We start from the raw sequence: 23,287 nt of genomic DNA, 5'->3' as shown, positions 1-23,287 counted from the left end.
TCTAGGGTGAATCTAGTCGCAAATTTTGCCGTGCTCACGTCGCGTCGAATGATTTTCGACTTGCCGGTCTGCGACCTCGATTGGGAAGACGCGCTGAACTTCATCAACGAGCTGGCGTCCCTCCCGGTCGGCCAGACGGTCATCTCCTTCGTCAACGCCCATAATATGCTGATGATGCTGCGCGACGGCAGGTATCGCGATGTGCTGGCGAAAAACCTTGTCCTGCCCGATGGTGTCGGCCTGGATATCGCCTCGCGGGTTGCCCATGGCGTTTCCTTTCCGGCCAATTTGAACGGTACCGATTTCGTGCCGGCTCTGCTGACCTTTATGGATCGGCCGAAGCGTATCGGTCTGATTGGTGGCCGCCGCGATGTTGTTGAAAAGGCCGCGGAAAACTTCCGTAAACATGCGCCGTGGCACGAATTCATCGTTATTGCGGACGGTTATTTCGACAAGGAGAAAAGCGATCTGGTGACGGCGGAGGTCAGCCGTCAGAAGATCGACGTACTGATTGTCGGCATGGGGACGCCGCTTCAGGAAAAATGGGTCGCCGACCATATCGAACCGCAGCACGCAAGGCTGGTGCTGACGGTCGGCGCATTGTTCGATTTCGTCTCCGGCACGGTGCCGCGTGCGCCGGCGCTGGTGCGCGCCACGCGCTTTGAATGGATGTACCGCCTGCTTCAGGAGCCGAGCAGGCTGTGGCGGCGCTATATTCTCGGTGTGCCGCTCTTCCTCTACCAGGTCGTTCGGCACCAATTCGGCCGCAAGGAGCGCATTCTGCGCGCCGCCGAACCGCAGCCCGCGCCTTTGCTGCGGCTTCCTTCGCCCGATAAGCTCGCCGGCTGATCCCGATCGCGCCCCCAGATTGCGCCCCCAGATTGCGGTTGTCGTTAACCTTTTCTTTGCCATGAAAATTTAGAGTGGGTTAACCATCGGCATCGGTCACTGACCATGCGCGCGAGACAACCCGCCATGTTCGAAAGCAAGGCCAGGACGAGATACCTTCCTGACGACGCGGAAGCCTTCGGAGCTTACCGCGGCGTAGGTCGGCATGCCCATTTCGATCGCGGGGCAGACGGCTATCTGATAGCCGCCAATGTCCAGCCTGCCGGCCACCAGACCCCGGGCGATGCGGAGTTGCTGGCCCTCATTCAAAAGATGCTGGACGGCGATCCCTATCCGGTCTCCGGGCGAAAAAAGCCTGATGTGGACGAGGCTGCAGAGGCTCAATCGTTGCCCGACCGCATCCGCGGCATCCTGCGAGACCATCCCGTCGCCCGCGGAACGATCATGCATGGGCAGCCGGAACCGATCGCAGATCAATCATTGGCTTCGTCCAGTGTCGAAGACGTCGAAATCGAGCTTTCGCCTCTGGTTGAACCGCACGCCGTTTCAGCGGTGACGCCTACGCCGCCGCGGCGCTGGGTGTTCGGGTTCGGCTCCATTGCCTTCGTTATTGTCGCCGCACTGGCGGGCGCCTTTCTCCCGACAATGCTGGCAGCTCCGCCGCGCTATGTCTCCCACACCGTATTGCAGATAAAAGGGCAGGGGGCTGCGCGACAGGCGCTTCTGGATGTCACCGCCAAACGCGCCGCCGCGCCCTCCCTGCTTTCCGATCTGGTCGCCCGGCTGAAGCTCGACCGCGATCCGGAATTCACCGGTGATCGGGCCGGCGCTTTCGGCGTTGCCATGGAATTGCTCTCCGGCAGCGGCAATGCGTCCGACGCGCCGTCGCGTGCGCAGGCAGCCCTTCGCGGGGATATCGCCGTCACCACCGATGCGCCGAGCGGCACCCTGCATCTTGCCGTTACCACAAGCGATCCGGCAAAGTCGGCCGAGATCGCCAATCATCTGGCCGATGCGACGATCTATGACGCCACCGTTGCGCAAGGCGCTGGCCTCCCTGGCAAAAGCAGCTCGCTTGCCGACCGGAGCCGCAAGGATCTCGATCAAGCGAAGGCCGCGCTCGCCGATTTCAAGGCGCAGTATGGCGACGGCAAGATCGAAGCTGCGCTCGATCTTCAGCGGCAGCGCCGTCAGTTGGATGAGGAGATGAAGGCCTCCGAGGCTGCCGTGCAGAGTGCAAAGGCCCGCGTCTTCGCCGCCAAATCCGCCACGCCCGCCAGCGTCACGAGTGGCGCGCTGTCGGGCGACCTGTCATCTGCCGGGCTCGACGATCTGCGCAGCCGCTATAGCGCCGCCAAGGTCGTTCTGTCCCAGCTCTCCACGCAGCTCGGCCCGCGCCATCCCCGTCTGCTGGCGCAACAGGCGACGGTCGATGGGCTGGCCGCCGATATCCGCAATCAACTGCAGCGACTGATCGCCAGCAGCGATACGGTCCTGAAGGCTGCCCTTGAGAACCGGACGGCGCTTTCCGCGCGGATGACCGCTCTCAGCCAGAAAAGCATCGATGTCGATATGGCCCGCCTTGGTCAGCTTCAGGATGATGTCGCGGCCGCCCAGAGCCGCTACGACGCCGATCTGCAGAACGCCGATACGGCTCCGCCCGAAGTCGAGGTTCCGATCGCCGTCATCGCCCCTGCCGTCGCCGCCAAGGCTCCCCTCGACGACAATCTTGCGGGTAGCCAGGCGGCGGGTTTCGTCATGGGCCTTGGTGCAGCACTTTGCCTGGTCTTCCTGCGGAAATGGATGGGCGGCGGATCGCTTTCGGAGGATCAGACAGCCGGGCGCTTCGTTTCGCCCGAGCCGGTTTTCAGCCGTGTCGCCGAGCCGGGCCCACTGCGGCGACCAATGCCCGAGCTGCCGCAACCGCGCTTCGATGCCACCATTCCCGTCGCCAATGATCGTCCAGTGGTTACCGAGGAGCTGACGCAGATCCAGCGCGAATTGGCATTGTTGCGCACGAAGGTGCAGACCTATGCTTCACGCCGGCAGACGGGGCGCGGCTGAACCCGTCGCCGATTTCTCCTTGCAATTACCGCTTTCAGACACCATAGGGCGTTGGCAGGCAAATCCGCCGGGCCGATGGCTTGTAGATTGCCGCCGAAATTATGTCGGGAGATATTCGTGACGACTGTGATCGATGGCAAGCAGGTGGCTGCTTCGGTAATTGATGCGGTGAAGACGGCGACCGCAGCACTGGAAAAAGAGACGGGTGTTAAGACCGGCCTTGCCGTCGTCATCGTCGGTGATGATCCGGCGAGCCACACCTATGTCGGCGCCAAGGGCCGCATGGCCAAGGAATGCGGCTTTACCTCCATCCAGCACACGCTGCCGGCCGAGACGACGCAGGACGAGCTGGCAAAGCTTGTCCAGTCCCTCAACGAGGATGCCGCCATTCACGGCATCCTGGTGCAACTGCCGCTGCCGAAACATCTGAATGCCGACGCGATCATCCAGTCGATCCGGCCGGACAAGGATGTCGATGGCCTGCATGTGGTCAATGCCGGCAAGCTGGCGACCGGCGATCTTGCCACCGGGCTGATCTCCTGCACGCCGGCCGGCGCCATGCTGCTGGTGCGCCGCATCCATGGCGAGGACCTCTCGGGTCTCACCGCCGTCGTCATCGGCCGCTCGAACCTGTTCGGCAAGCCGATGGCGCAACTGCTGCTCAATGCCAATGCGACGGTGACGACGGCCCATTCCCGCACCAAGGACCTGCCGGCGGTTGCCCGCAGTGCCGATATTCTGGTGGCGGCGGTCGGCCGGCCGGAAATGGTGAAGGCGGATTGGGTAAAGCCGGGAGCGACGGTGATCGATGTCGGCATCAACCGCATTGCCGCACCGGAACGCGGCGAGGGCAAGAGCCGGCTGGTCGGCGATGTCGCCTTTGCCGAGGCGGCGGAAGTGGCCGCCGCCATCACCCCGGTTCCGGGCGGTGTCGGGCCGATGACCATCGCCATGCTGATGGCCAATACGGTGATCGCCGCCCATCGTGCTGCCGGCAAGCCAGCGCCGCGGTTCTGAGATCACGCCACCTAAATCATATCAATCGGCCGGTGCCACGCCGGTCGAGGCACGCACGATCAGCTCGGTCTTCCAAAGCTCCTGCTCGGGAAATGTCTCGAGCTGCTTGATCTCGCCGATCAGCCGCTCGGCGACGCGCACGCCCGCGGCGCGCAGCGACGATCGCGTGGTCGTCAGCGGCACGGTGAAATTCTCCGGTTTCAACAGTGTCAGCACATCGTCGTGGGCGATCAGCGAAATATCCTCGCCGAGCTTCAGTTTCGCCTGGTTGATGGCGCGTACCGCGCCGAGCGCCAGTACTGTGCTGGAACAGAGGATGGCGGTTGGCCGCACGTCGAGCTGCAGGATGCGCTCCATGGCATAGAGGCCCTGTTCATCGGTCATTGCGGTATGGCTGACATACGCCTCGTCCAGCATCAGGCCGCGTTCGGCAAGGGCTGCGACCACGCCCTTTTTCCGCCGGATGGCGAAATCGAGATAGATCGGGCCGTTCAGCAGCGCAAAACGTTTGTGGCCGAGCTGCAGCAGCAGCTTTGTGGCGTCGTAGAAGGCGGCCTCGTTGTCGATGTCGAGATAGGGGTAATCCGGCTCCGTTCCAAAGGACCGTCCATGCACCAGGAAGGGTATGGACAATGATTTCAGCATTTCGAGGCGTGGATCATGGCCGCGCATATAGGTGATGAACAGGGCGTCGACATTGCCGCTGGCGGCAAGCCGCTTCAGCGCACCGACTTCGTCGTTCGGATCGGCCGGCGTCAGGACGAAATGGAAATCATGCCGCAATGCCTCTTCGCCGAGGCCGGTCAGGAATTCGCCGAAATGCAGATCGGACGGATGGCCGGGCGCCGTCGGCATGACCAGGCCAATCGAGCCGGCTTTGCCGGTCGCCAGCCGTTGCGCGGCCTTGTTCGGACGATAGCCCGTCTCCCGCACCGCTTTGAGCACTCGCTCGCGGGTTTCGCGATTGACCTCCGGATATCCGTTCAAAGCACGGCTGACCGTGGTCTGCGACAGGCCTAACATTTGCGATAGCTGCTTCAGATTCACGTGGCTCCGCTCCTCCATCTGCCCATTCCAGTCGCGCAAAGGCTTCCTCCTGCCATACGACTGGCTTCCAAAGCGCTTTAGACTATGTAGCAGGCAGCGCATGCGAAACAAGACAATTTGCGAAATATTGATGTCATTCAATGCTGCAATGCGAGATTTGGGTGTATATTAGCCGAATTCACAAATTCGCTTGACTTTGCTCTGCCCGCAATGGAATGAGTGAGTAGCCAAAGCGCTTTGAGAAATGAGCGCGCAGCACGCGCCGCGTGTTCGGGCTCGTGGGATTTGTATTTGGGAGGACAACCACATGAAGAAATTGCTTTTGATGACCGTTGCCGTTGCCGCCTTGGCGGCTGGTAGCGCACTGGCTGCAGATTTGAAGTTCCAGCCCGGTCAGGATTCCAAGTTCAACTGGAAGAGCTATGACGACTTCAAGGCCGCTCATGCGGACTTGAAAGGCGAGACGATGACGATCTTCGGCCCATGGCGCGGCGAAGACGAGGCGCTGTTCACGAGCGTCCTGAATTATTTCACCGAAGCGACCGGCGTTAATGCCAAGTATTCGTCCTCGGAAAACTACGAGCAGCAGATTGTTATCGACACCCAGGCCGGTTCGCCTCCGAATGTTGCGATCCTGCCGCAGCCGGGCCTTCTCGCCAACCTTGCCAGCAAGGGCTATCTGACGCCGCTCGGCGATGATCTGGCAAACTGGGTGAAGACCAACTATGGCGCCGGCGATAGCTGGGTTGGCTACGGCACCTATAAGGGCAAGGACGGCAAGGACGCCTTCTACGCCTTCCCGTACAAGGCTGACCTGAAGTCGCTCGTCTGGTACGTGCCGGAAAATTTCGAGGAAGCCGGCTATAAGGTCCCCACCACCATGGAAGACCTGATCAAGCTCTCCGACCAGATCGTCAAGGATGGTGGCACTCCCTGGTGCATCGGCCTCGGTTCTGGCGGAGCCACCGGCTGGCCGGCCACCGACTGGGTCGAAGACCTGATGCTGCGCACCGTCTCTCCGAAGGATTATGACGGCTGGGTCGACAATAGCCTGAAATTCAACGACCCCAAGGTCGTCAACGCCATCGATGAATTCGGCAAGTTCGCCAAGAACGCCAAATACGTCAACGGCGGTGTCGCTGCGGTCGCGTCGACCGACTTCCGAGATAGCCCGAAGGGCCTCTTTACGGTTCCGCCCAAGTGCTATCTGCACAAGCAGGCATCCTTCATCCCATCCTTCTTCCCTGAGGGCACGAAGCTCGGCCAGGATGCAGACTTCTTCTACTTCCCGCCCTATGCATCGCATCCGGAGCTCGGCAAGCCGGTTCTCGGCGCCGGCACGCTGGCAACGATCACCAAGGACTCGAAGGCCGCTCGCGCCTTCATCGAGTTCCTGCAGACGCCGATCGCTCAAGAAGTCTGGATGGCACAGTCGGGCTTCCTGACCCCGTATAAGGGCGTCAACACGGCGGCCTATGCCAACGACACCCTGAGGAAGGAAGGCGAAATTCTGACGACCGCCACCACCTTCCGCTTCGACGGTTCCGACCTGATGCCGGGCAAGATCGGCGCAGGCGCATTCTGGACCGGCATGGTGGACTTCGTCGGTGGCAAGTCCGCTCAGGACTCCGCCGACGCAATCCAGAAGGCTTGGGACTCCATCAAGTAATCATAACATCGCAGAATGGCGTCGCCGGTATCTCCCGGCGCCGCCGCTCTACCCTGTCGTAGCCGACGCCTTGGGAGGTGCCGACGACGCCGGACAGGTCGCTTCGTGCAAGCAATTATTCGGGAGGGAAGGATGATTTCGCAGATACTGACGGCGATTGGAGCCATGATATTCGGCGTTGCCGTTTGCGCCGCCTATTTTCTGTTTTCCAACAAGCTGCTGGACCTGATTTTTCCGGCGAAAGAAGGTGGCGATGTTCATCGCGCCGCCGTCAATCTGCGTCGCCGCAGCCTGATCCGCCCCTGGCTTTTCCTCGGACCGGCGCTTTTCCTCCTCGCCGTCTACCTGATGTATCCGGTGGTGGCGACGCTCATCCTGTCCTTCTACGGGCCTGACGGCAATCAATTCGTCGGCGGCGCCAACTATGTCTGGGCGTTCAACGACACCGAATTCCGCCAGTCGATCTTCAACAACATCCTTTGGCTTGCCGTCGTGCCGGCTGCCTGCACCTTCTTCGGTCTCGTCATTGCAGTCATGACCGATCGCATCTGGTGGGGTAACATCGCCAAGGCGGTCATCTTCATGCCGATGGCAATCTCCTTTGTCGGCGCATCGGTCATCTGGAAGTTCATCTACGAATATCGCGGCGGCAACGACACGCAGATCGGTCTGCTGAATGCGGTCGTGCAGCTCTTCGGCGGTACGCCGGAAGTCTGGATCACCATCCCCTTCTGGAACAACTTCTTCCTGATGGTCATGCTCATCTGGATCCAGACCGGCTTTGCCATGGTCATCCTATCGGCCGCCCTCCGCGGTATTCCGGAGGAGACCATCGAAGCGGCCGTTATCGACGGCGCCAATGGCTGGCAAATCTTCTGGAAAATCATGGTGCCGCAGGTCTGGGGCACGATCGCCACGGTCTGGACGACCATCACCATCCTCGTCCTCAAGGTGTTCGATATCGTGCTCACCATGACCAACGGTCAGTGGAACACGATGGTCCTTGCAAATCTGATGTTCAACTGGCTGTTCCGCGGCGGCGGCGATTCCGGCCGAAGCGCGGTCATCGCGCTCGTCATCATGGTCGCCGTCACACCGATCATGATCTGGAACATCCGTCGTGCAAACGCAGAAATGAAGGGTCGCTAAGATGATCGGAAACCTTGGCCGCATCGGCCCCGCTCGCCTCTTCGTTCATTTCGCGGTTGTGCTCATCGTTCTCGTCTGGCTGCTGCCGACGCTCGGTATCTTCATCACGGCCCTGCGTGACAAGGATCAGATCGTCGTCTCCGGCTGGTGGACGGCCTTCGCCGGCTCGACGCGGACGACGGCAGTGCGCCTCGCTGGCAACGATAAGGCGACGCAGGATGGCCCCAATTACGTGATCACCGGGAATGTCTCCGGCGACGGTAACGGCGGTAACGGCAAGATCGAATCCTTCGGCCTGCGTGTGCAGGACCCGGCCGCTTTCAAGGCCGGTGCGCCTGCGGATATCGGCAATGGCGAGACGCTGACCGTCAATGCCGATGGCAGCTACCGCTATCAGAAAAATGCTGCTTTCGACGCGGATACGCGCGGCAAACGCATTTATCTGACCATTTCCGCCCCACCGCAGTTCACCCTGCAGAATTATCACACCGTTCTGACGGGCGAAGGCATCGGCCAGTCCTTCATCAACTCGCTGACGGTCACCATTCCGGCGACGATCATCCCGATCCTGATCGCGGCTTTCGCTGCCTATGCGCTTGCCTGGATGGATTTCCCCGGCCGCGCGCTCCTGATCGCGCTTGTCGTCGGCCTCATCGTCGTGCCGCTGCAGATGTCGCTCATCCCGCTGTTGCGCATCTATAACGAAATCGGCCAGGTGTTCGGTGTGCCGTCGAAGACCTATCCCGGCATCTGGATGGCGCATACCGCCTTCGGCCTGCCGCTCGCGATCTACCTGCTGCGCAACTACATTGCCGGCCTGCCGAAGGAAATCATCGAATCCGCCCGCGTCGACGGCGCCAGCGACTTCGATATCTTCGTCAAGATCATCCTGCCGCTGTCCTTCCCGGCGCTCGCCTCCTTTGCGATTTTCCAGTTCCTCTGGGTCTGGAACGACCTTCTGATCGCCATGGTGTTCCTCGGCACCGACAAGGATCATCTGGTTCTGACGGCGGCCTTGAACGCCCTACTCGGCTCGCGCGGCGGCAATTGGGAAATCCTGACGGCCTCCGCCTTCGTCACCATCCTTATCCCGCTCCTCGTCTTCTTCGGTCTGCAGCGCTATCTCGTGCGCGGTCTGCTCGCCGGGTCGGTGAAGGGGGGCTGATCCAAGACCATTCCATACATACAGGACCACTCAGCATGAGCATTGCCCCTCAATCGATTTCGGCTGTTGACAAGGACTGGTGGCGTGGCGCCGTGATCTATCAGATCTACCCGCGCTCCTATCAGGACTCGAACGGCGACGGCATCGGCGATCTCAAGGGGATCGCCGTCCGCCTGCCGCATATTGCAGCCCTCGGTGTCGACGCGATCTGGATTTCGCCGTTCTTCACCTCGCCCATGCGTGATTTCGGCTACGACGTCTCCAACTATGAAGATGTCGATCCGATCTTCGGTACGCTTGCCGACTTCGATGTGATGGTGACCGAAGCGCATCGTCTCGGCATCAAGGTGATGATCGATCTGGTGCTGTCACACAGTTCCGACCGCCATCCCTGGTTTGTCGAAAGCCGCTCGAGCAAGGATAATCCCAAGGCGGACTGGTATGTCTGGGCGGATGCCAAGCCGGACGGCACGCCGCCCAACAACTGGCTCTCCATCTTCGGCGGTTCTGCCTGGGCCTGGGATCCGACCCGCATGCAATATTACATGCACAACTTCCTGATCTCGCAACCCGACCTGAACCTGCACAATCCCGAGGTTCAGGACCGGCTGCTGGACGTCGTGCGCTTCTGGCTCGACCGTGGCGTCGATGGCTTCCGCCTCGATACCATCAACTTCTATTTCCACGACCGGGAACTGCGCGACAATCCCGCGCTGGAGCCGTCCCGCCGCAATGCTTCGACCGCGCCGGCGGTCAATCCCTATAATTTCCAGGAGCATCTCTACGACAAGAACCGTCCGGAGAATCTGAAGTTCCTGCAGCGTTTCCGCGCCGTGCTGGATGAATATCCGGCGATTGCCGCCGTCGGCGAAGTCGGCGATAGTCAGCGCGGGCTCGAGATCGTCGGCGAATATACGTCCGGCGACGACAAGATGCATATGTGCTACGCCTTCGAATTCCTGGCGCCGGACCCGCTGTCGCCGGAACGCGTCGAAGACGTCATGAAGGATTTTGCCGCCGCCGCGCCGGACGGCTGGGCCTGCTGGGCGTTTTCAAACCATGACGTGGTGCGCCATGTCAGCCGCTGGGGCAGCCTGGTTGCCGATCGTGATGCGCTTGCCAAGCAATATGCGGCCTTGATCCTGACCTTGCGCGGCTCGGTCTGCCTCTACCAGGGCGAGGAGCTCGGCCTGACGGAAGCCGATCTCGCCTATCAGGATCTGCAGGACCCCTACGGCATCCAATTCTGGCCGGAATTCAAGGGCCGCGACGGCTGCCGCACGCCGATGGTCTGGGACAGCCAGGTCGCACAAGGCGGTTTCTCGACGGTGAAACCCTGGCTTCCGGTGCCGGTAGAGCATATCCTGCGCGCTGTCAGCGTGCAGCATGGAGATGAGAGTTCGGTGCTGGAGCAATATCGCCGCTTCCTCGCCTTCCGCAAGCAGCACCCGGCTTTCGCCAAGGGCGAGATTGCGTTTGCTGAACCGCAGGGGGACGTGCTGCTTTATACGCGTCACTACGGCGACGAGACTATTCTCTGTGTGTTCAACATGAGCGCGACAGAAGCGACTGCAACCCTGCCTGAGGGGAGTTGGCAGGCTCTTGCCGGTCACGGTTTTGCAAGCAACAACTACGGCAACAAGATCGATATTCCGGCCTGGGGCGCTTACTTCGCGCGTCTCGCCTGAGTGTTTGGGAGGAGGAGAGCATAGATGACAGGGCTTGTTCTGAAGGACATCCGAAAATCATACGGAAATGTGCATGTTCTGCATGGCATCGATCTGGATATCCAGGAGGGCGAATTCATCGTCTTCGTCGGCCCGTCCGGATGCGGCAAATCCACCTTGCTGCGTATGATTGCCGGGCTCGAGAGCATCACCTCCGGCGACATGCTCATCGCGGGACAGAAAGTCAACGAGGTGCCGCCGTCAAGGCGCGGCATCGCGATGGTCTTCCAGTCCTATGCTCTCTATCCGCATATGACGGTCTTCGACAACATGGCCTTCGGCATGCGCATCGCCGGGGAAAGCAAGCAGGAGATCGACCGCCGCGTTCGCGCCGCCGCCGCGAGCCTTCAGCTCACGCAATATCTTGAGCGCCTCCCAAAGGCTCTCTCGGGCGGTCAGCGCCAGCGCGTCGCAATCGGCCGTGCCATCTGCCGCAACCCGAAGGTCTTTCTGTTCGATGAACCGCTATCGAACCTCGACGCGGCGTTGCGCGTGGCGACACGTATCGAGATCGCCAAGCTCAGCGATTCCATGCCCCAGACGACGATGATCTATGTCACCCACGACCAGGTGGAAGCCATGACCTTGGCGGACCGCATCGTGGTGTTGTCGGCCGGTCGTGTGGAGCAGGTCGGTGCGCCGCTCGAGCTTTATGAGCATCCGGCCAACCTCTTCGTGGCGAAGTTCATCGGCTCGCCGGCCATGAACATCATCCCGTCGAAGGTCACTGGCACCGGCGCGATGACGACAGTGACTCTGACAGGCGGCAAGACGGTGACGCTCGACATTGCGACGGCGGCATCCGAGCAAGGCAAAACCGCAAGCTTCGGCGTTCGCCCGGAAGATTTGCGGATCGCGACGGACGAGAATTACCTCTTCGAAGGCGAGGTCTCCATCGTGGAAGCCCTCGGCGAGGTCACGCAACTTTATATCGAGGGCCTGGTGGATGGTGAGCCGATCATCGTCAAGATACCCGGCATCGCAGACGTTAAGCGCGGGCAGAAGATGCGCTTTGCGGCCGATAGGCAGAAGCTGCATCTTTTCGATGCTGACGGCCACACCTATCGCAAGCAATAAGGCATCCTCCCAAGAGCGCGGGAGCGCTAGTCCAGGTGTAGAAATACAATAAAATGCAACTTGGTCTAGCGCTTCCAAACCTTCTGTTAAATACCCGCTGGTAGCCTGAGCTTCGTAATATACTTCAGGGATTTACGATAATGGCAGCTTCCGGCACCGCTCACCCAGGCCAGCATTTCCTCAACAAGGAAGAGTCCTTCATGTACGACCGCGAGGTGCGGTACAGAATGGAGGACACGATGAACGCGGCGCGGATCGAATATACCGAAAAAGGCGTCATGAACTTGGCGTCACGCCGCTGCGATATCATCCGAATCTCGCAGAGCAGCGCGATTCTGGCGATCCTCACCCAGTATAATCTGCCAAAGCAGTTCTATCTCGACATCCCCGATGCCCGCATCACCAAGGTCGGTTGCATCCTGATGAAGATCTTCCCCAACAACACCATCGAGGTCCGTTTCCTGCGCCTGCTGTCGGAGAAGGAGATGAACAAGATCTTCGTCTACAGCACCCATCCGTCGCACCGCGACCGCGTGCTCGATATCCGTGCTTGATTAAATCTCGTCGCCAAGAATAGGTTTGGGCGACGATCCACGCGCTGGAGCAATTCCAGGAAAAGTGCGAAGCGGTTTTTCGTCCGGAATTGCGTAAAAACAAAGGGATAGAGCGGGATGCCGAAGACTGTGCGCGGTTTTCGGGCGACATCCCACTCTATCTTTTTGATTTAGAGACGGATCAAATTTCCGCCTGCCACTTCTTGAGCGCATCCTCCATGTAGTCAATCAGCGGTAGCTTGCCGTCTTCCTGCAGCCACTTGTCGACCGAGAGGCGAAGAGGGCTTACGGCAATCATTGAAACCAGCCGTAGTCCGTCGCGGTCCCTCGTCGGAAACAGTTCGCACAGTGTCTCGTAGGCAACCTGTTCGAGCTGCAGGTAGTTGCTGCGCGTGCGTGCGCGCAGGGACTCGCTTTGACGCAGAAGCCGGGCCGTCTCAAGAAGCTGAGGAGCCTCAGCCTGAAGGCGTGCTACAAGTCTCAGGGTTGCCTGATGAATGACATCGAGCGGTCGTCCGGCTGATGCGTTCTCTGTGATGCTTGCCCGGAGAGCGTCCATATATCCGCGCTGATGCGCCAGAAGAATGTCGTCCTTGCTTTTGAAGTAATAGAAGAAAGTCCGGCGGGAAATACCAGCCGCGGCCGCAATCTCGTCGATCGTCGTTTCCTGATAACCCTTCGCTAGAAAGGATTTCAGTCCGACTTCCGCTATGCGTTGAAATGTCAGGCGTCGCTTTTGCTCGCGCAGGCCTTCCGGTTTTAAGGGGCGATCATGCATCGCTCCATACTGTCATAAGTCGCAGCGCCACTCAAACCATCAGCTTGTCCCGCACCCTGCTCAATTCCCGGTGAAATAATTCCAGCGCGCCATTTTTGGATTGCCGCAAAGTAGCCAACATTAATTTTTACATCCAGTGTAATATTTAATGTTGATACGAGATGCCCTAACCAAACGCAGGAGAGCGATACGTCCATGCCAGCCAATGCAATCTCAAATCACGATAATTGCGAGACTTACGGTTCAGATGCCGCCGAAACCCCTGGGCGTCGGCGGTCCGATATTTGGTCGATGGCTCTTTTGCTAAGTTTCTTGGGGGGGTGCGCGGCAGCGCCCCTGGATCGCGCGGGATCCTTGCGATCTTATGACGGCCTGACCCGATCGGACGGGCTGGTTGCCCACTCGCTTCTTCGGGTGAGCAGGGACGATGTTCTGACGGCGAAGACCGTGAAGATTATTCCGACTGCTTTTTCATTGCGGGCTGAAAGCGCCGCCTTCACGCCCGAGCAGCGCAACCTCGTCACCAATGCCGTCGACAGGGCGCTTTGTTCCGGATTGAGTGAACGATTCGTCGTTGTCGGTCTAACCCATCAGGCGGATCTGACTGTTCGCGCCGTCGTCACGCAGGTCAAGGCAACGAACGCTACAGCCGTCGGCGTTTCGAAAGTCGCATCTGTCGGCAAGAGCGTGCTGCTGCCGAATGTACCCGTGCCCATCCCCCGCATCCCGATCGGCATGGGCAGTCTCTCTCTCGAGGCGGAGGCCCTTAATCCTCAGGGCGTGCAGAGAGCTGTGATGATCTGGGGACGTGGGGCAAACGCGTTTCTTGATTCAGGAACGGTTGCCAGGGAAGGAGATGCCTACAGTCTCGCCGCCAAATTCGGCGGCGACTTCAGCAAGTTGTTGGTCAAGGGCAAAACGCCCTTCGGATCGATGCCCTCTTTCCCTTCCAGAGCGAATTTGGCGGCTCTCGTCGGCCGAGCGCCCAAGTATGAGGCCTGCAAAGCATTTGGGAAGTCGCCGGGCGTGACGGGCTTCATAGGAGCACGCATCGGCCTCCCGCCGGGGTGGACGGACAAGGCTCCGGCGAATGCGGAAAAGACGGCGTCGAACACTCCCTGATCAATGTTCGACGTCGTCTTGCCGAATTCCGGCGACGCAACCATCAATGATGGAACAGGACGCTGGCGCCCTGGTCGGCCGGGCCGGCGCCGTGGCGGAACGAGGCGAAGAGCTCGCGGCCCATGCCGAACTCATTCTCGGAGAGGTCGATGACGACGGGATCGCGTTCGGCCATGTCGGCAGCGTCGACCAGCACCTCCAACGTACCGGCAATCGCGTCGATGCGGATGATGTCGCCTTCCTTGATGCGGGCAATCGGTCCGCCCTCGACGGCTTCCGGGGTGACGTGGATGGCGGCCGGTACCTTGCCGGACGCGCCGGACATACGCCCATCGGTCAACAGCGCCACGCGGAAGCCGCGATCCTGTAGCACGCCGAGTGCCGGCGTCAGCTTGTGCAACTCCGGCATGCCGTTTGCCTTCGGGCCCTGGAAGCGGACGACGGCGACGAAATCGCGGTTGAGCTTGCCGTCTTTGAACGCTTGCTGGATCTCGAGCTGGTCGTGGAAAATCACGGCGGGCGCCTCAATGACATGGCGCTCCGGCTTGACGGCAGAAATCTTGATCACCGCCTTGCCGATATTGCCGCGCAGCATTTTCAGGCCGCCAGTGGTCTGAAACGGCGCGTCGATGCCCGCCAGCACCTTGGGGTCGCCGCTCTTTTCCGGCGCCTGTTCGCGGACGACGCCGCCATCGGCGCCGATTTTCACCTCGATCGAATAGGCCGAAAGCCCCTGGCCGGCGACGGTACGCACATCGTCGTGCAGCAGCCCCTTCTTCAGGAGCTCCTTGATCAGGAAGCCCATGCCACCGGCGGCGTGGAAATGGTTCACGTCGGCGAGCCCGTTCGGATAGACGCGGGCGAGCAGCGGGATGATGTCCGAAAGCTCGGAAATGTCCTGCCAGGTCAGCACGATACCGGCCGCGCGCGCCATGGCGACGAGATGCATCGTGTGATTGGTCGAGCCGCCGGTCGCATGCAGGCCAACGACGCCGTTGACGATCGAGCGTTCATCGATCATCTCTCCGGCGGGCGTGAATTCGTTGCCCATGGCGGTAATGGCGAGCGCCCGCTTGGTCGCCTCGCGGGTCAGCGCTTCGCGCAGCGGCGTGCCGGGATTGACGAAGGAGGCGCCGGGCATATGGAAGCCCATGATCTCCATCAGCATCTGGTTGGAATTGGCCGTACCGTAGAAGGTGCAGGTGCCCGGGCCGTGATAGGACTTCGATTCGGCTTCCAGCAGCTCCGTGCGGCCGACCTTGCCCTCGGCATAGAGCTGGCGCACGCGCGATTTCTCGTCGTTCGCCAGGCCAGAGGTCATCGGCCCGGCCGGGATGAAGACGGCCGGCAGATGGCCGAAGGAGAGCGCCGCGATGACGAGGCCGGGTACGATCTTGTCGCAGACGCCGAGGAAGACGGCCGCATCGAACATGTTGTGCGACAGGCCGACACCGGCGGACATGGCGATCAGGTCGCGCGAGAAGAGCGAGAGTTCCATGCCCGGCTGGCCCTGCGTGACGCCGTCGCACATGGCAGGCACGCCGCCGGCAACCTGAGCAATGCCGCCTGCCTCTGCCGCCGCCTCGCGGATGATGGCGGGATAGGTCTCGAAGGGCTGATGCGCCGAGAGCATGTCGTTATAGGAGGTGATGATCCCGAGATTGGGCACGCGGTCCCCCGCCAATGCTTCTTTCTCGGAGGGCGAACAGATGGCGAAGCCATGCGCAAGATTGGCGCAGCCGAGCACGGAGCGCTGTGCACCCACCGTTGCGGCATTGCGCAGGCGGTCCAGATAGCGCTCGCGTGTCGGCTTCGAGCGTTCGATGATACGTGTGGTGATTGCCGAAATGCGGGCGTCAGCGGCCATGGTCGATCTGCCTCCGTCTGTTTTTGCGCATAACCCCGAAAGATCAACGTCGATCCGTCTTGGGAAAGGGCTAGGCGCAGACTTCAAATGTCATTGCTATGCCGGCACGCCTTTTCGGGGCGTGAGGCGCAGCGGTGATTGCTGTGTCGTTCAGGGTCCGATGGCGGCCGTGCGGCCTGTCAGGGAGCCCAGTAAATCTCGACCAGGGAGGCGGCCCGGCGCAGAATGGCGCGGATCGGCATCTCGGTCTCTTCGCCTGGCGCTTCCGCTTTGGCGAGAACGTCCTTCTTGCCTGCCCCTTCGATATGGAGCACCAGCAATCCGGCATCCTGAAGGCTGGAGAAGGTGAAGGTCAGCCGGGGTTCGCCGGCTCCTTCGGCTTCCATCGTGATGATGCCGCGCGGGCTGTTCGAATCGAGCGCCGCAGCGAGATTGCTCCCGCCCGGAAAGAACGAGGCCGTGTGGCCGTCATTGCCCATGCCGAGGATGGCAACGTCAAAGGGAAAGCCGATGCACTTGGTCTTTTCCGTGGCGATAACGGCGGCCTCCTCGACGGAAGCCGCGGCTTGGTAGAGCGGAAAGAACTGTGCCGACGCCGCCTTGTCCTTCAACAGGTTTTCCTGAACGAGCAGGTGGTTCGAGCGCGGATTGTCTGCCGGCACGAACCGTTCGTCGACAAGGGTAATCGTCACCTTGCTCCAGTCGAGCGAACGCGATGACAGCGTCTGGAAGAAGATCTTCGGCGTCGAACCGCCGGAGACCGCAATGCTTGCAGAGCCGCGGGTGGCGATGGCGGCCGTGAGAACCTCGACCACCTTGTCCGCGAGCTTGCCGGCGAGTTCGGCGCCATTGGCGAAAGCATGCATGTTCGCTGTCATCGTCGTTGTCCCAGTTTAGATATCGTCATGCCATGTGCGGCCGTCACGCTCGATGAGCGCGATGGCCTGGCTCGGACCCCACGTGCCGGCGGTATAACCCTGCACCGGCTGGCTGGTGGCTTCCCAGCCCTTGAGCATCGGATCGACCCATTCCCACGCGGCTTCCACTTCGTCGCGGCGCATGAACAGCGTCTGGTTGGAACGGACCACGTCCATCAGCAGCCGCTCGTAGGCATCCGGATTGCGGACGTTGAAGGCCGAAGCGAAGCTCATGTCGAGCGAGACGTTGCGCAGGCGCATGCCGCCCGGACCCGGGTCCTTGATCATCAGCGACTGCTTGACGCCTTCGTCCGGCTGCAGGCGGATGATCAACTGGTTGGCGACGATGCGGCCGGCGGCCTGATCGAAGATGTTGTGCGGGATCGGTTTGAAGGTGATGACGATTTCCGACACGCGGCCGGCAAGACGCTTGCCGGTTCGGATGTAGAAGGGAACGCCGGCCCAGCGCCAGTTGCCGATCTCGGCCTTGATGGCGACGAAGGTCTCGGTGTTGGAGACGCCACCTTCCAGCTCGTCGAGGTAGCCCTTGACCGGGCCGCCTGCCGAAGCGCCGGCGCGATACTGGCCGCGAACGGTCGCCTGCTCGACGTTGGAAGCGTCGATCGGCTTCAGAGCGCGCAGAACTTTCAGCTTCTCGTCGCGAACGGCTTCGGAGTCCATCGATGACGGAATTTCCATCGCGGTCAAGCAGAGGAGCTGCAGGATGTGGTTCTGCACCATGTCGCGCAGCGCGCCAGCGGTATCGTAATAACCGGCACGCCCTTCCAGGCCGACCGATTCCGCAACCGTGATCTGCACATGGTCGATGTGGTTGGCGTTCCACAGCGGCTCATAAAGCGCGTTGGCAAAGCGCAGCGCCATCAGGTTCTGCACCGTTTCCTTGCCGAGATAGTGGTCGATGCGGAAGATCTGCTCTTCCTTGAAGACCTTGCCAATCGTGTCGTTGAGCTGCAGCGCGGAAGCGAGGTCGCGGCCGATCGGCTTTTCGACGACGATGCGGGTCTGCTTGGTGATCAGCTTGTGATCGGAAATCTTCTGCGAGATGTCGCCGAAAATGCCCGGAGCGACGGCGAGATAGAAGGCGCGCACGCGGTCCTTGCCTTCGTCCAGAATCTTCTTGAGCTGATCCCAGCCGGCATCGGTCTTGGCGTCGACCGGTACGTAGAATAGGCGCGCGCAGAATTTCCTCACTTCCGCTTCGTCGAATTCGCCCTTTTTCAGATGCTCTTTCAGCGCGGCCTCGGCGAATTTGCGGTATTCTTCATGCGAGAGCGCGCTGCGGGATGCGCCGATAATGCGGGTGGGCTCGGAAAACTGGCCTTCGACCTGGCGATGATAGAGGGCGGGCAGAAGCTTGCGTTCTGCAAGGTCGCCGCTGCCGCCGAAAACGACATAGTCAAATGGTTCAACGGGAATGATTTGGCTGCTCATGAGCTATCTCTCAATCAGTCTTGGTTAAGGCCCCTTTTAATCTAATCGATTTAAAAAGGCCAGTGTGCATCGCAAAAATCAGACTCGGCTTTTTAGAGCGGATTGCCGGAAGAGGAAATCCGTTCTGTTTCTAGAACCTGTCGCGCAACGCAAACCACGAGAGCGCCAGGAATAGGAGAGGCGCCCGCATGCGGGCGCCGCCGGGAAAGGGCGGGATGTTCAACGCCTTGAAAAGCGCAAGGTCGTCGGCGTTCCCGAGAACCGTTTTCGCATAGAGTTTACCGCAATAGTTTGACAGCATGACTCCGTGGCCGGAATAGCCGCCGATGGAGGTGACGCCGGGCATGACCTCGCGCACGAAAGGCTGGCGCGGCATGGTGATGCCGACAGATCCGCCCCAGGCATGGGTGATGTTGATATTGCCGAGGGCAGGGTAGATTTCGGCGATCTGGCGTCGAATGTGCTGCGTTATGTCGCGCGGGTTATCGGCGGTATAGGCCTCGCGCCCGCCGAACAGCAGGCGCCCGTCCTTCGATTTGCGGAAATAACGCACCACGAATCGCGAATCCGCCACCGCTTCGCCGCCGGGCAGGACATCCGGAAACCTGTCGAGCGGTTCGGTGGCGCCGATGAAGGAGCGAATCGGCATGACATGGCTCGCGGTCACCGGCTCCAGATTGCCGATATGGCCGTTGCAGGCAATCAGCACGCGGTCGGCGGTGATCGTGCCGCTGTCGGTCTCGATCAGCGTCCTGCCGCCGGATTGCCGGATCGCCTTCGCCGGCGTCATTTCGAAGATCGAAGCACCGGCGGCCTGCGCTACCCGCGCTAGGCCGATGAGCAGCTTCAGTGGATGGATATGGCCCGTGCCCATATCCCGGACACCGTAGAGATAGAGCTTCGAGCCAAGCCGCTCCTGGGTTTCGGCCTGGTCCATGAAGCTGACATGCGGATAGCCGTAGCGCGTCGCTGCGATTTCGGCATTCTCCATATAGGCGCGCTTGTAGCTCCGCTTATGCGTGACATTCATCTGGCCGGGCATGAAGTCGATGTCGATGCCCTGCTCGGCGGCAAAGTCAAGAAGATGGTGTTTAGCGTCCTCGGCAAGATCGAACAGTGCCTTTGAGCGTTCGTAGCCGATCTTCTCTTCCAGCTCCTCGGGCCAGGAGCGCTGGCCGGTGCCGAGCTGGCCGCCATTGCGACCGGAGGCGCCGTCGCCGAAGCGATTGGCATCGATCAGCACCACATCGACGCCGCCCTTGGCAAGGTTGTAGGCGGCCTGTAGGCCGGTGTAGCCGCCGCCGATGATGGCCACGTCGGCGCGGCGGGAGCCGTCGAGCTTCGGATAGGCGGGGCGAGGGCCGATGGTTGCCTGATACCAGGAAAGGCCCGGCGCTATCGGGCTCTGCCATGCTTCCTGCAATGTCATGGGCGGGCCTCCCTCACACGTTGAGCAGAAGGAATTCCCGCTCCCAGGGGCTGATCACCTGCATGAAGGTTTCGAATTCGCCGCGCTTGACGCCGACATAGATGTCGATGAAGTCCTTGCCTAGTACCTCTTGGAAAGCCGGTTCGCCTTCCAGGAGCGCAATGGCTTCGAGAAGCCCGCGCGGCAGATCGATCGAACCTTCGTTGGCCGAATCCTCGGTCGGTGCGGTCGGCTCCACCTTCTTCATGATACCGAGCAAGCCGCAAGCGAGTGAGGCCGCGAGCGCCAGATACGGATTGGCGTCAGAGCTCGGCAACCGGTTCTCGACGCGGCGCGCCTGCGGATCGGAGACCGGTACGCGGAACGCGGTGGTGCGGTTGTCATAGCCCCAGGCGTTGTTGACCGGGCAGGACATGTTCGGCGCCAGGCGGCGATAGGAGTTCACATAGGGCGCCAGCATCGCCAGCGCATTCGGCACATAACGTTGCATGCCGCCGATGAAGTGGAAGAACTCCGGCGAGGGACTACCGTCCGGATTGGTGAAAACATTCTTGCCGGTCACGATATCGACCACCGACTGGTGGATATGCATCGCCGAGCCCGGCTGGCTCTGGATCGGCTTGGCCATGAAGGTAGCATAGATGCCGTGTTTCATCGCCGCTTCGCGAATGGTGCGCTTGAACATGAACACCTGGTCGGCAAGCTCGATCGGATCGCCATGGCGCAGGTTGATTTCGAGCTGCGCCGGACCCTCTTCATGGATCAGCGTGTCGATCTCCAGGCCCTGCTTCTCCGAGAAATGATAGATGTCGTCGATCAATTCGTCGAATTCGTTGATGCCGGCAATCGAATAACCCTGGCCGCCGAGGATCGAGCGGCCCGAACGGCCCTTCGGCGGATGCAACGGATAGTCCGGATCGTCATTCTTGGCGACGAGATAGAATTCGATCTCCGGCGCGACCACCGGCTTCCATCCACGCTCGCAGTAGAGGCCCATGATCCGCTTCAACAGATTGCGCGGCGTGTAGGACACCGCATCGCCATCGGAATTGACGATGTCACAAATCACCTGTGCCGTCGGATCGCTCTCCCAGGGCACGACCGAGAGCGTCGAAAGATCGGGCACCAGCTTCAGGTCACTGTCGCGCGGCTCGTAACGGAAGCTTTCGGTCTCCTCCGGATATTCGCCTGAAATCGTGTGACGATAGATCGCCGAGGGCAGGGCGAGCGAGGTGTTGGAGGTGAATTTCGAGGTGGGCATCATCTTGCCGCGTGGCACACCCGCAAGGTCCGGTGTGATGCATTCTATGTCTTCGATTCCCCGCGCCCGCAGCCACTGAGCCGCTTCCTTCCAATTTGCCACGCCGCGCGCTGATCGTAAGCTTGGGGGAACTGTTGCGATTTTCGAGACCGGCATGGAAGCTTTCAGCGGGGTCTTTTTCGCGGGCATAAAACACCGTATTTGCGTTGATCGAAGATTTCATCATAACGGCAGTTTGCCAATTGGCGAGGGGGAAAACCGTTCGGACTTTCGCCATATGATGGAAAAACGACAGTGCGGCGCAGCAATGGATAAAGGAATGAAACGTGGCCGGCAGATATGATGTGATCGTCCTCGGCGCAGGCGCCGCAGGCATGATGTGCGCTATCCGCGCCGGCCAGCGCGGGCGTTCCGTCGTCGTGCTCGACCACGCCGCAGCGCCGGGGGAGAAGATCCGGATTTCCGGCGGCGGCCGCTGCAATTTCACCAATATTCATGCCGGCCCGAAGAACTTCCTCTCGGCCAATCCGCATTTCGCCAAGTCGGCCTTGGCGCGCTTCACGCCGAAGGATTTCCTCGCCATGGTCGAGAGCCATGGCATCGCCTGGCATGAAAAGACGCTCGGTCAACTCTTCTGCGACAACAGCGCCAAAGACATCATCCGCATGCTGACCGACGAGATGCGGGCAGCCGGCGTGGAGTTGCGGCTGCGCACCGAAATCGGCGCCATCGAGCCGGTCGCGGGCGGGGGCTACAAGGTCGCCACGTCGGAGGGTACCTTGGAGGCGGCGTCTCTGGTCATCGCCACCGGCGGCAAGTCGATCCCGAAAATGGGCGCCACCGGCTTTGCCTATCGCATCGCCGAGCAATTCGGCCTGCCGCTCGTCGAGACGCGTCCCGGCCTCGTGCCGCTGACCCTCGATCCCCAGCTTCTCCAGCGCCTGGCGCCGCTTGCCGGCATCGCCGCGCCTGCCGAAATCCGCCACGGCAAGACCGCGTTCCGCGAAGCCCTGCTCTTCACCCATCGCGGCTTGAGCGGCCCGGCGATCCTGCAGATCTCTTCCTACTGGCGGGAAGGCGACGAGATCACGGTGGCGATCGAGCCCGATATCGACATTTTCATCACGCTCAAGACGGCCCGGCAAGCCAATGGCCGGCAATCGGCACAGACGGCTCTGGCGGAGATATTGCCGAAGCGACTGGCGCAGCATTTCGCCGACGGAGAGGGCATAGCGGGCAATATGGCCGATCAGCCCGACAAGCGCCTGCAGCAGCTTGCAGCCGCCGTCCAGGCCTGGCCGGTCAAGCCGTCGGGTTCCGAAGGTTACCGGACGGCGGAAGTCACGCTTGGCGGCGTCGATACCGCCTGCCTCGATTCAAAGACGATGCAGGTGAAAACCATCCCCGGCCTCTTTTTCATCGGCGAATGCGTCGACGTCACCGGCTGGCTCGGCGGCTACAATTTTCAATGGGCCTGGGCCTCGGGCCATGTCGCCGGCGAAGCGGCTTAAAACACTTATTTCCACATAGCGACGGAGCCCTTGCTCGCGCCGCTATGGAAGTGGAACTGCCAGCCGCAAAGTCCTACGCCTTTTGGATAAATATTCGCCGGGTGCGACAATTGTGGCTAGGCTCTGGTGCCGGCGTTTTCCTTTCCTACATCTTTATTGTCCACATTGGCAGTTGCCGGAACGACCTTTTGCCGGTTATCGTGTCAGTGCGAAAATGGGATTTAGGCTCATGAATAGAACACAACATCGCGCTCGCGCCATTGCAATTGCTCAAACCCGTGACAATGCCAAATTGGTGGCCATTCGGCTGCTGATGCTGGCAACCGGCGCCACGGCGGCCTGCATTGCTTACCTTGCGGTGCGCAGCTTCTGATATCATCGGCCTGATCGGCTTCGGCCGCCGTTCGCCGGCGGCCAGCACGTGCGCATACGCCCGGCATCCTCTCGCCCGCGGCCTTACCTCCCTGCATTTTAAGGCTTTTCCCGAGTTATCGATGGCCTTGTAGGTCATTGCCATGGCGCCTTATCCGAAAATTAATTAATCGGACTCACAATCCGCGAAGATTTTCTGGGGCGTGCTTCTACAACGTAGAGCCGAAGCAATGATTGCCTCCCGACATGGTTGGGGACCC

General features: G+C 60.8%; 21 protein-coding genes. 13 read left to right on the top strand and 8 right to left on the bottom strand.

The annotated features are described in order from the left end of the window. Positions 1-6 precede the first annotated feature (6 nt). The 3 genes from PH547_RS24945 (at position 7) to folD (ending at position 3,930) form a co-directional block, all read left to right on the top strand. Positions 7-849: a WecB/TagA/CpsF family glycosyltransferase gene (locus tag PH547_RS24945; protein WP_104822029.1), complete on the top strand. Its 843-nt coding sequence runs from the start codon at positions 7-9 to the stop codon at positions 847-849. A gap of 126 nt (positions 850-975) precedes the next feature. After that, entirely contained in the window at positions 976-2,913 is a 1,938-nt protein-coding gene (locus PH547_RS24940) for a GumC domain-containing protein (RefSeq protein ID WP_285169663.1), read from the top strand. A 117-nt stretch (positions 2,914-3,030) separates the two neighbouring features. Further along, positions 3,031-3,930 carry a bifunctional methylenetetrahydrofolate dehydrogenase/methenyltetrahydrofolate cyclohydrolase FolD gene (gene folD / locus PH547_RS24935; protein WP_285169662.1) on the top strand — a complete coding sequence of 300 codons (900 nt, stop codon included), beginning with the start codon at positions 3,031-3,033 and terminating at the stop codon, positions 3,928-3,930. Between the two features lie 21 nt (positions 3,931-3,951). Here folD and PH547_RS24930 read toward each other — a convergent pair whose 3' ends face one another. Beyond that, positions 3,952-4,977: a LacI family DNA-binding transcriptional regulator gene (locus PH547_RS24930; protein WP_283051441.1), complete on the bottom strand. Its 1,026-nt coding sequence runs from the start codon at positions 4,975-4,977 to the stop codon at positions 3,952-3,954. A 307-nt stretch (positions 4,978-5,284) separates the two neighbouring features. On the opposite strand from PH547_RS24930, the gene PH547_RS24925 reads away from it, so the two are divergent. The 6 genes from PH547_RS24925 (at position 5,285) to PH547_RS24900 (ending at position 12,318) form a co-directional block, all read left to right on the top strand. Next, positions 5,285-6,646, top strand: coding sequence for an ABC transporter substrate-binding protein (locus PH547_RS24925; protein ID WP_104822032.1), 1,362 nt, complete (start codon positions 5,285-5,287; stop codon positions 6,644-6,646). Positions 6,647-6,778: 132 nt separating this feature from the next. Then, the gene (locus tag PH547_RS24920; protein WP_104822033.1) at positions 6,779-7,795 is read left to right on the top strand and encodes a carbohydrate ABC transporter permease; all 1,017 of its coding nucleotides are present in this window, start codon (positions 6,779-6,781) and stop codon (positions 7,793-7,795) included. A 1-nt stretch (position 7,796) separates the two neighbouring features. Beyond that, positions 7,797-8,960, top strand: a complete 1,164-nt coding sequence (locus PH547_RS24915) for a carbohydrate ABC transporter permease (RefSeq protein WP_104822034.1) — start codon at positions 7,797-7,799, stop codon at positions 8,958-8,960. A gap of 35 nt (positions 8,961-8,995) precedes the next feature. Beyond that, a complete protein-coding gene (gene bglA, locus PH547_RS24910; protein WP_104822035.1) occupies positions 8,996-10,648 on the top strand; it encodes a beta-galactosidase BglA in 1,653 nt (550 codons plus the stop codon). Positions 10,649-10,672: 24 nt separating this feature from the next. Beyond that, positions 10,673-11,764, top strand: a complete 1,092-nt coding sequence (locus PH547_RS24905; RefSeq protein ID WP_104822036.1) for an ABC transporter ATP-binding protein — start codon at positions 10,673-10,675, stop codon at positions 11,762-11,764. A gap of 140 nt (positions 11,765-11,904) precedes the next feature. Next, positions 11,905-12,318, top strand: a complete 414-nt coding sequence (locus PH547_RS24900) for a hypothetical protein (RefSeq protein WP_199773516.1) — start codon at positions 11,905-11,907, stop codon at positions 12,316-12,318. A 181-nt stretch (positions 12,319-12,499) separates the two neighbouring features. On the opposite strand, the gene PH547_RS24895 is transcribed toward PH547_RS24900, so the two are convergent. Together PH547_RS24895 and PH547_RS24890 are read right to left on the bottom strand one after the other, a co-directional pair. Next, positions 12,500-13,096 carry a TetR/AcrR family transcriptional regulator gene (locus PH547_RS24895; RefSeq protein ID WP_104822037.1) on the bottom strand — a complete coding sequence of 199 codons (597 nt, stop codon included), beginning with the start codon at positions 13,094-13,096 and terminating at the stop codon, positions 12,500-12,502. Continuing rightward, positions 13,078-13,302, bottom strand: coding sequence for a hypothetical protein (locus PH547_RS24890; protein WP_158704417.1), 225 nt, complete (start codon positions 13,300-13,302; stop codon positions 13,078-13,080). Before PH547_RS24890 ends, PH547_RS24895 begins: the two co-directional genes overlap by 19 nt. 85 nt (positions 13,303-13,387) lie before the next feature. On the opposite strand from PH547_RS24890, the gene PH547_RS24885 reads away from it, so the two are divergent. Beyond that, on the top strand, positions 13,388-14,218 hold the full coding sequence (locus PH547_RS24885; protein WP_445944975.1) for a DUF3313 domain-containing protein: 831 nt from the start codon (positions 13,388-13,390) through the stop codon (positions 14,216-14,218). Positions 14,219-14,261: 43 nt separating this feature from the next. Here the strand turns inward: PH547_RS24885 and edd are convergent, their stop codons facing one another. The 5 genes from edd to PH547_RS24860 all read right to left on the bottom strand — a co-directional run bounded on the left by edd (position 14,262) and on the right by PH547_RS24860 (position 21,333). Continuing rightward, entirely contained in the window at positions 14,262-16,085 is a 1,824-nt protein-coding gene (gene edd / locus PH547_RS24880) for a phosphogluconate dehydratase (protein ID WP_285169661.1), read from the bottom strand. Between the two features lie 179 nt (positions 16,086-16,264). Continuing rightward, positions 16,265-16,963 (bottom strand): 6-phosphogluconolactonase, encoded by a 699-nt coding sequence (gene pgl / locus PH547_RS24875; RefSeq protein WP_104822040.1) that lies wholly within the window; start codon positions 16,961-16,963, stop codon positions 16,265-16,267. A gap of 15 nt (positions 16,964-16,978) precedes the next feature. Next, a complete protein-coding gene (zwf, locus tag PH547_RS24870; RefSeq protein WP_283049170.1) occupies positions 16,979-18,454 on the bottom strand; it encodes a glucose-6-phosphate dehydrogenase in 1,476 nt (491 codons plus the stop codon). A gap of 130 nt (positions 18,455-18,584) precedes the next feature. Then, positions 18,585-19,883 carry an NAD(P)/FAD-dependent oxidoreductase gene (locus PH547_RS24865; protein WP_285169659.1) on the bottom strand — a complete coding sequence of 433 codons (1,299 nt, stop codon included), beginning with the start codon at positions 19,881-19,883 and terminating at the stop codon, positions 18,585-18,587. 13 nt (positions 19,884-19,896) lie between these two features. Continuing rightward, positions 19,897-21,333, bottom strand: a complete 1,437-nt coding sequence (locus tag PH547_RS24860) for a glutamine synthetase family protein (protein ID WP_285169658.1) — start codon at positions 21,331-21,333, stop codon at positions 19,897-19,899. On the opposite strand from PH547_RS24860, the gene PH547_RS24855 reads away from it, so the two are divergent. From PH547_RS24855 to PH547_RS24845, 3 genes are all read left to right on the top strand, one after another. Then, positions 21,299-21,487 carry a hypothetical protein gene (locus tag PH547_RS24855; protein WP_199773591.1) on the top strand — a complete coding sequence of 63 codons (189 nt, stop codon included), beginning with the start codon at positions 21,299-21,301 and terminating at the stop codon, positions 21,485-21,487. The genes PH547_RS24860 and PH547_RS24855 overlap by 35 nt on opposite strands. Further along, positions 21,471-22,655, top strand: coding sequence for a BaiN/RdsA family NAD(P)/FAD-dependent oxidoreductase (locus tag PH547_RS24850; RefSeq protein ID WP_283049174.1), 1,185 nt, complete (start codon positions 21,471-21,473; stop codon positions 22,653-22,655). Before PH547_RS24855 ends, PH547_RS24850 begins: the two co-directional genes overlap by 17 nt. A gap of 229 nt (positions 22,656-22,884) precedes the next feature. Continuing rightward, positions 22,885-23,028 (top strand): hypothetical protein, encoded by a 144-nt coding sequence (locus PH547_RS24845; RefSeq protein WP_199773517.1) that lies wholly within the window; start codon positions 22,885-22,887, stop codon positions 23,026-23,028. The last annotated feature ends 259 nt before the right edge of the window (positions 23,029-23,287 follow it).

Source organism: Rhizobium cerradonense (genome assembly GCF_030182455.1).
Lineage (GTDB): Bacteria > Pseudomonadota > Alphaproteobacteria > Rhizobiales > Rhizobiaceae > Rhizobium.
The sequence above is the reverse complement of the archived record's forward strand: the minus strand, read 5'-3'. Positions and strand labels throughout refer to the sequence as shown.

Bases quoted from the DNA above. Each gene is read 5' to 3' on its own strand.
- pgl (WP_104822040.1), bottom strand. From the start codon at position 16,963: ATGACAGCGAACATGCATGCTTTCGCCAATGGCGCCGAACTCGCCGGC.
- PH547_RS24855 (WP_199773591.1), top strand. From the start codon at position 21,299: ATGGAAGCTTTCAGCGGGGTCTTTTTCGCGGGCATAAAACACCGTATT.
- PH547_RS24940 (WP_285169663.1), top strand. From the start codon at position 976: ATGTTCGAAAGCAAGGCCAGGACGAGATACCTTCCTGACGACGCGGAA.
- PH547_RS24920 (WP_104822033.1), top strand. From the start codon at position 6,779: ATGATTTCGCAGATACTGACGGCGATTGGAGCCATGATATTCGGCGTT.
- PH547_RS24915 (WP_104822034.1), top strand. From the start codon at position 7,797: ATGATCGGAAACCTTGGCCGCATCGGCCCCGCTCGCCTCTTCGTTCAT.
- PH547_RS24845 (WP_199773517.1), top strand. From the start codon at position 22,885: ATGAATAGAACACAACATCGCGCTCGCGCCATTGCAATTGCTCAAACC.
- bglA (WP_104822035.1), top strand. From the start codon at position 8,996: ATGAGCATTGCCCCTCAATCGATTTCGGCTGTTGACAAGGACTGGTGG.
- PH547_RS24865 (WP_285169659.1), bottom strand. From the start codon at position 19,883: ATGACATTGCAGGAAGCATGGCAGAGCCCGATAGCGCCGGGCCTTTCC.
- PH547_RS24925 (WP_104822032.1), top strand. From the start codon at position 5,285: ATGAAGAAATTGCTTTTGATGACCGTTGCCGTTGCCGCCTTGGCGGCT.
- PH547_RS24905 (WP_104822036.1), top strand. From the start codon at position 10,673: ATGACAGGGCTTGTTCTGAAGGACATCCGAAAATCATACGGAAATGTG.
- zwf (WP_283049170.1), bottom strand. From the start codon at position 18,454: ATGAGCAGCCAAATCATTCCCGTTGAACCATTTGACTATGTCGTTTTC.
- PH547_RS24885 (WP_445944975.1), top strand. From the start codon at position 13,388: ATGGCTCTTTTGCTAAGTTTCTTGGGGGGGTGCGCGGCAGCGCCCCTG.
- PH547_RS24895 (WP_104822037.1), bottom strand. From the start codon at position 13,096: ATGCATGATCGCCCCTTAAAACCGGAAGGCCTGCGCGAGCAAAAGCGA.
- PH547_RS24900 (WP_199773516.1), top strand. From the start codon at position 11,905: ATGGCAGCTTCCGGCACCGCTCACCCAGGCCAGCATTTCCTCAACAAG.
- PH547_RS24860 (WP_285169658.1), bottom strand. From the start codon at position 21,333: ATGCCCGCGAAAAAGACCCCGCTGAAAGCTTCCATGCCGGTCTCGAAA.
- edd (WP_285169661.1), bottom strand. From the start codon at position 16,085: ATGGCCGCTGACGCCCGCATTTCGGCAATCACCACACGTATCATCGAA.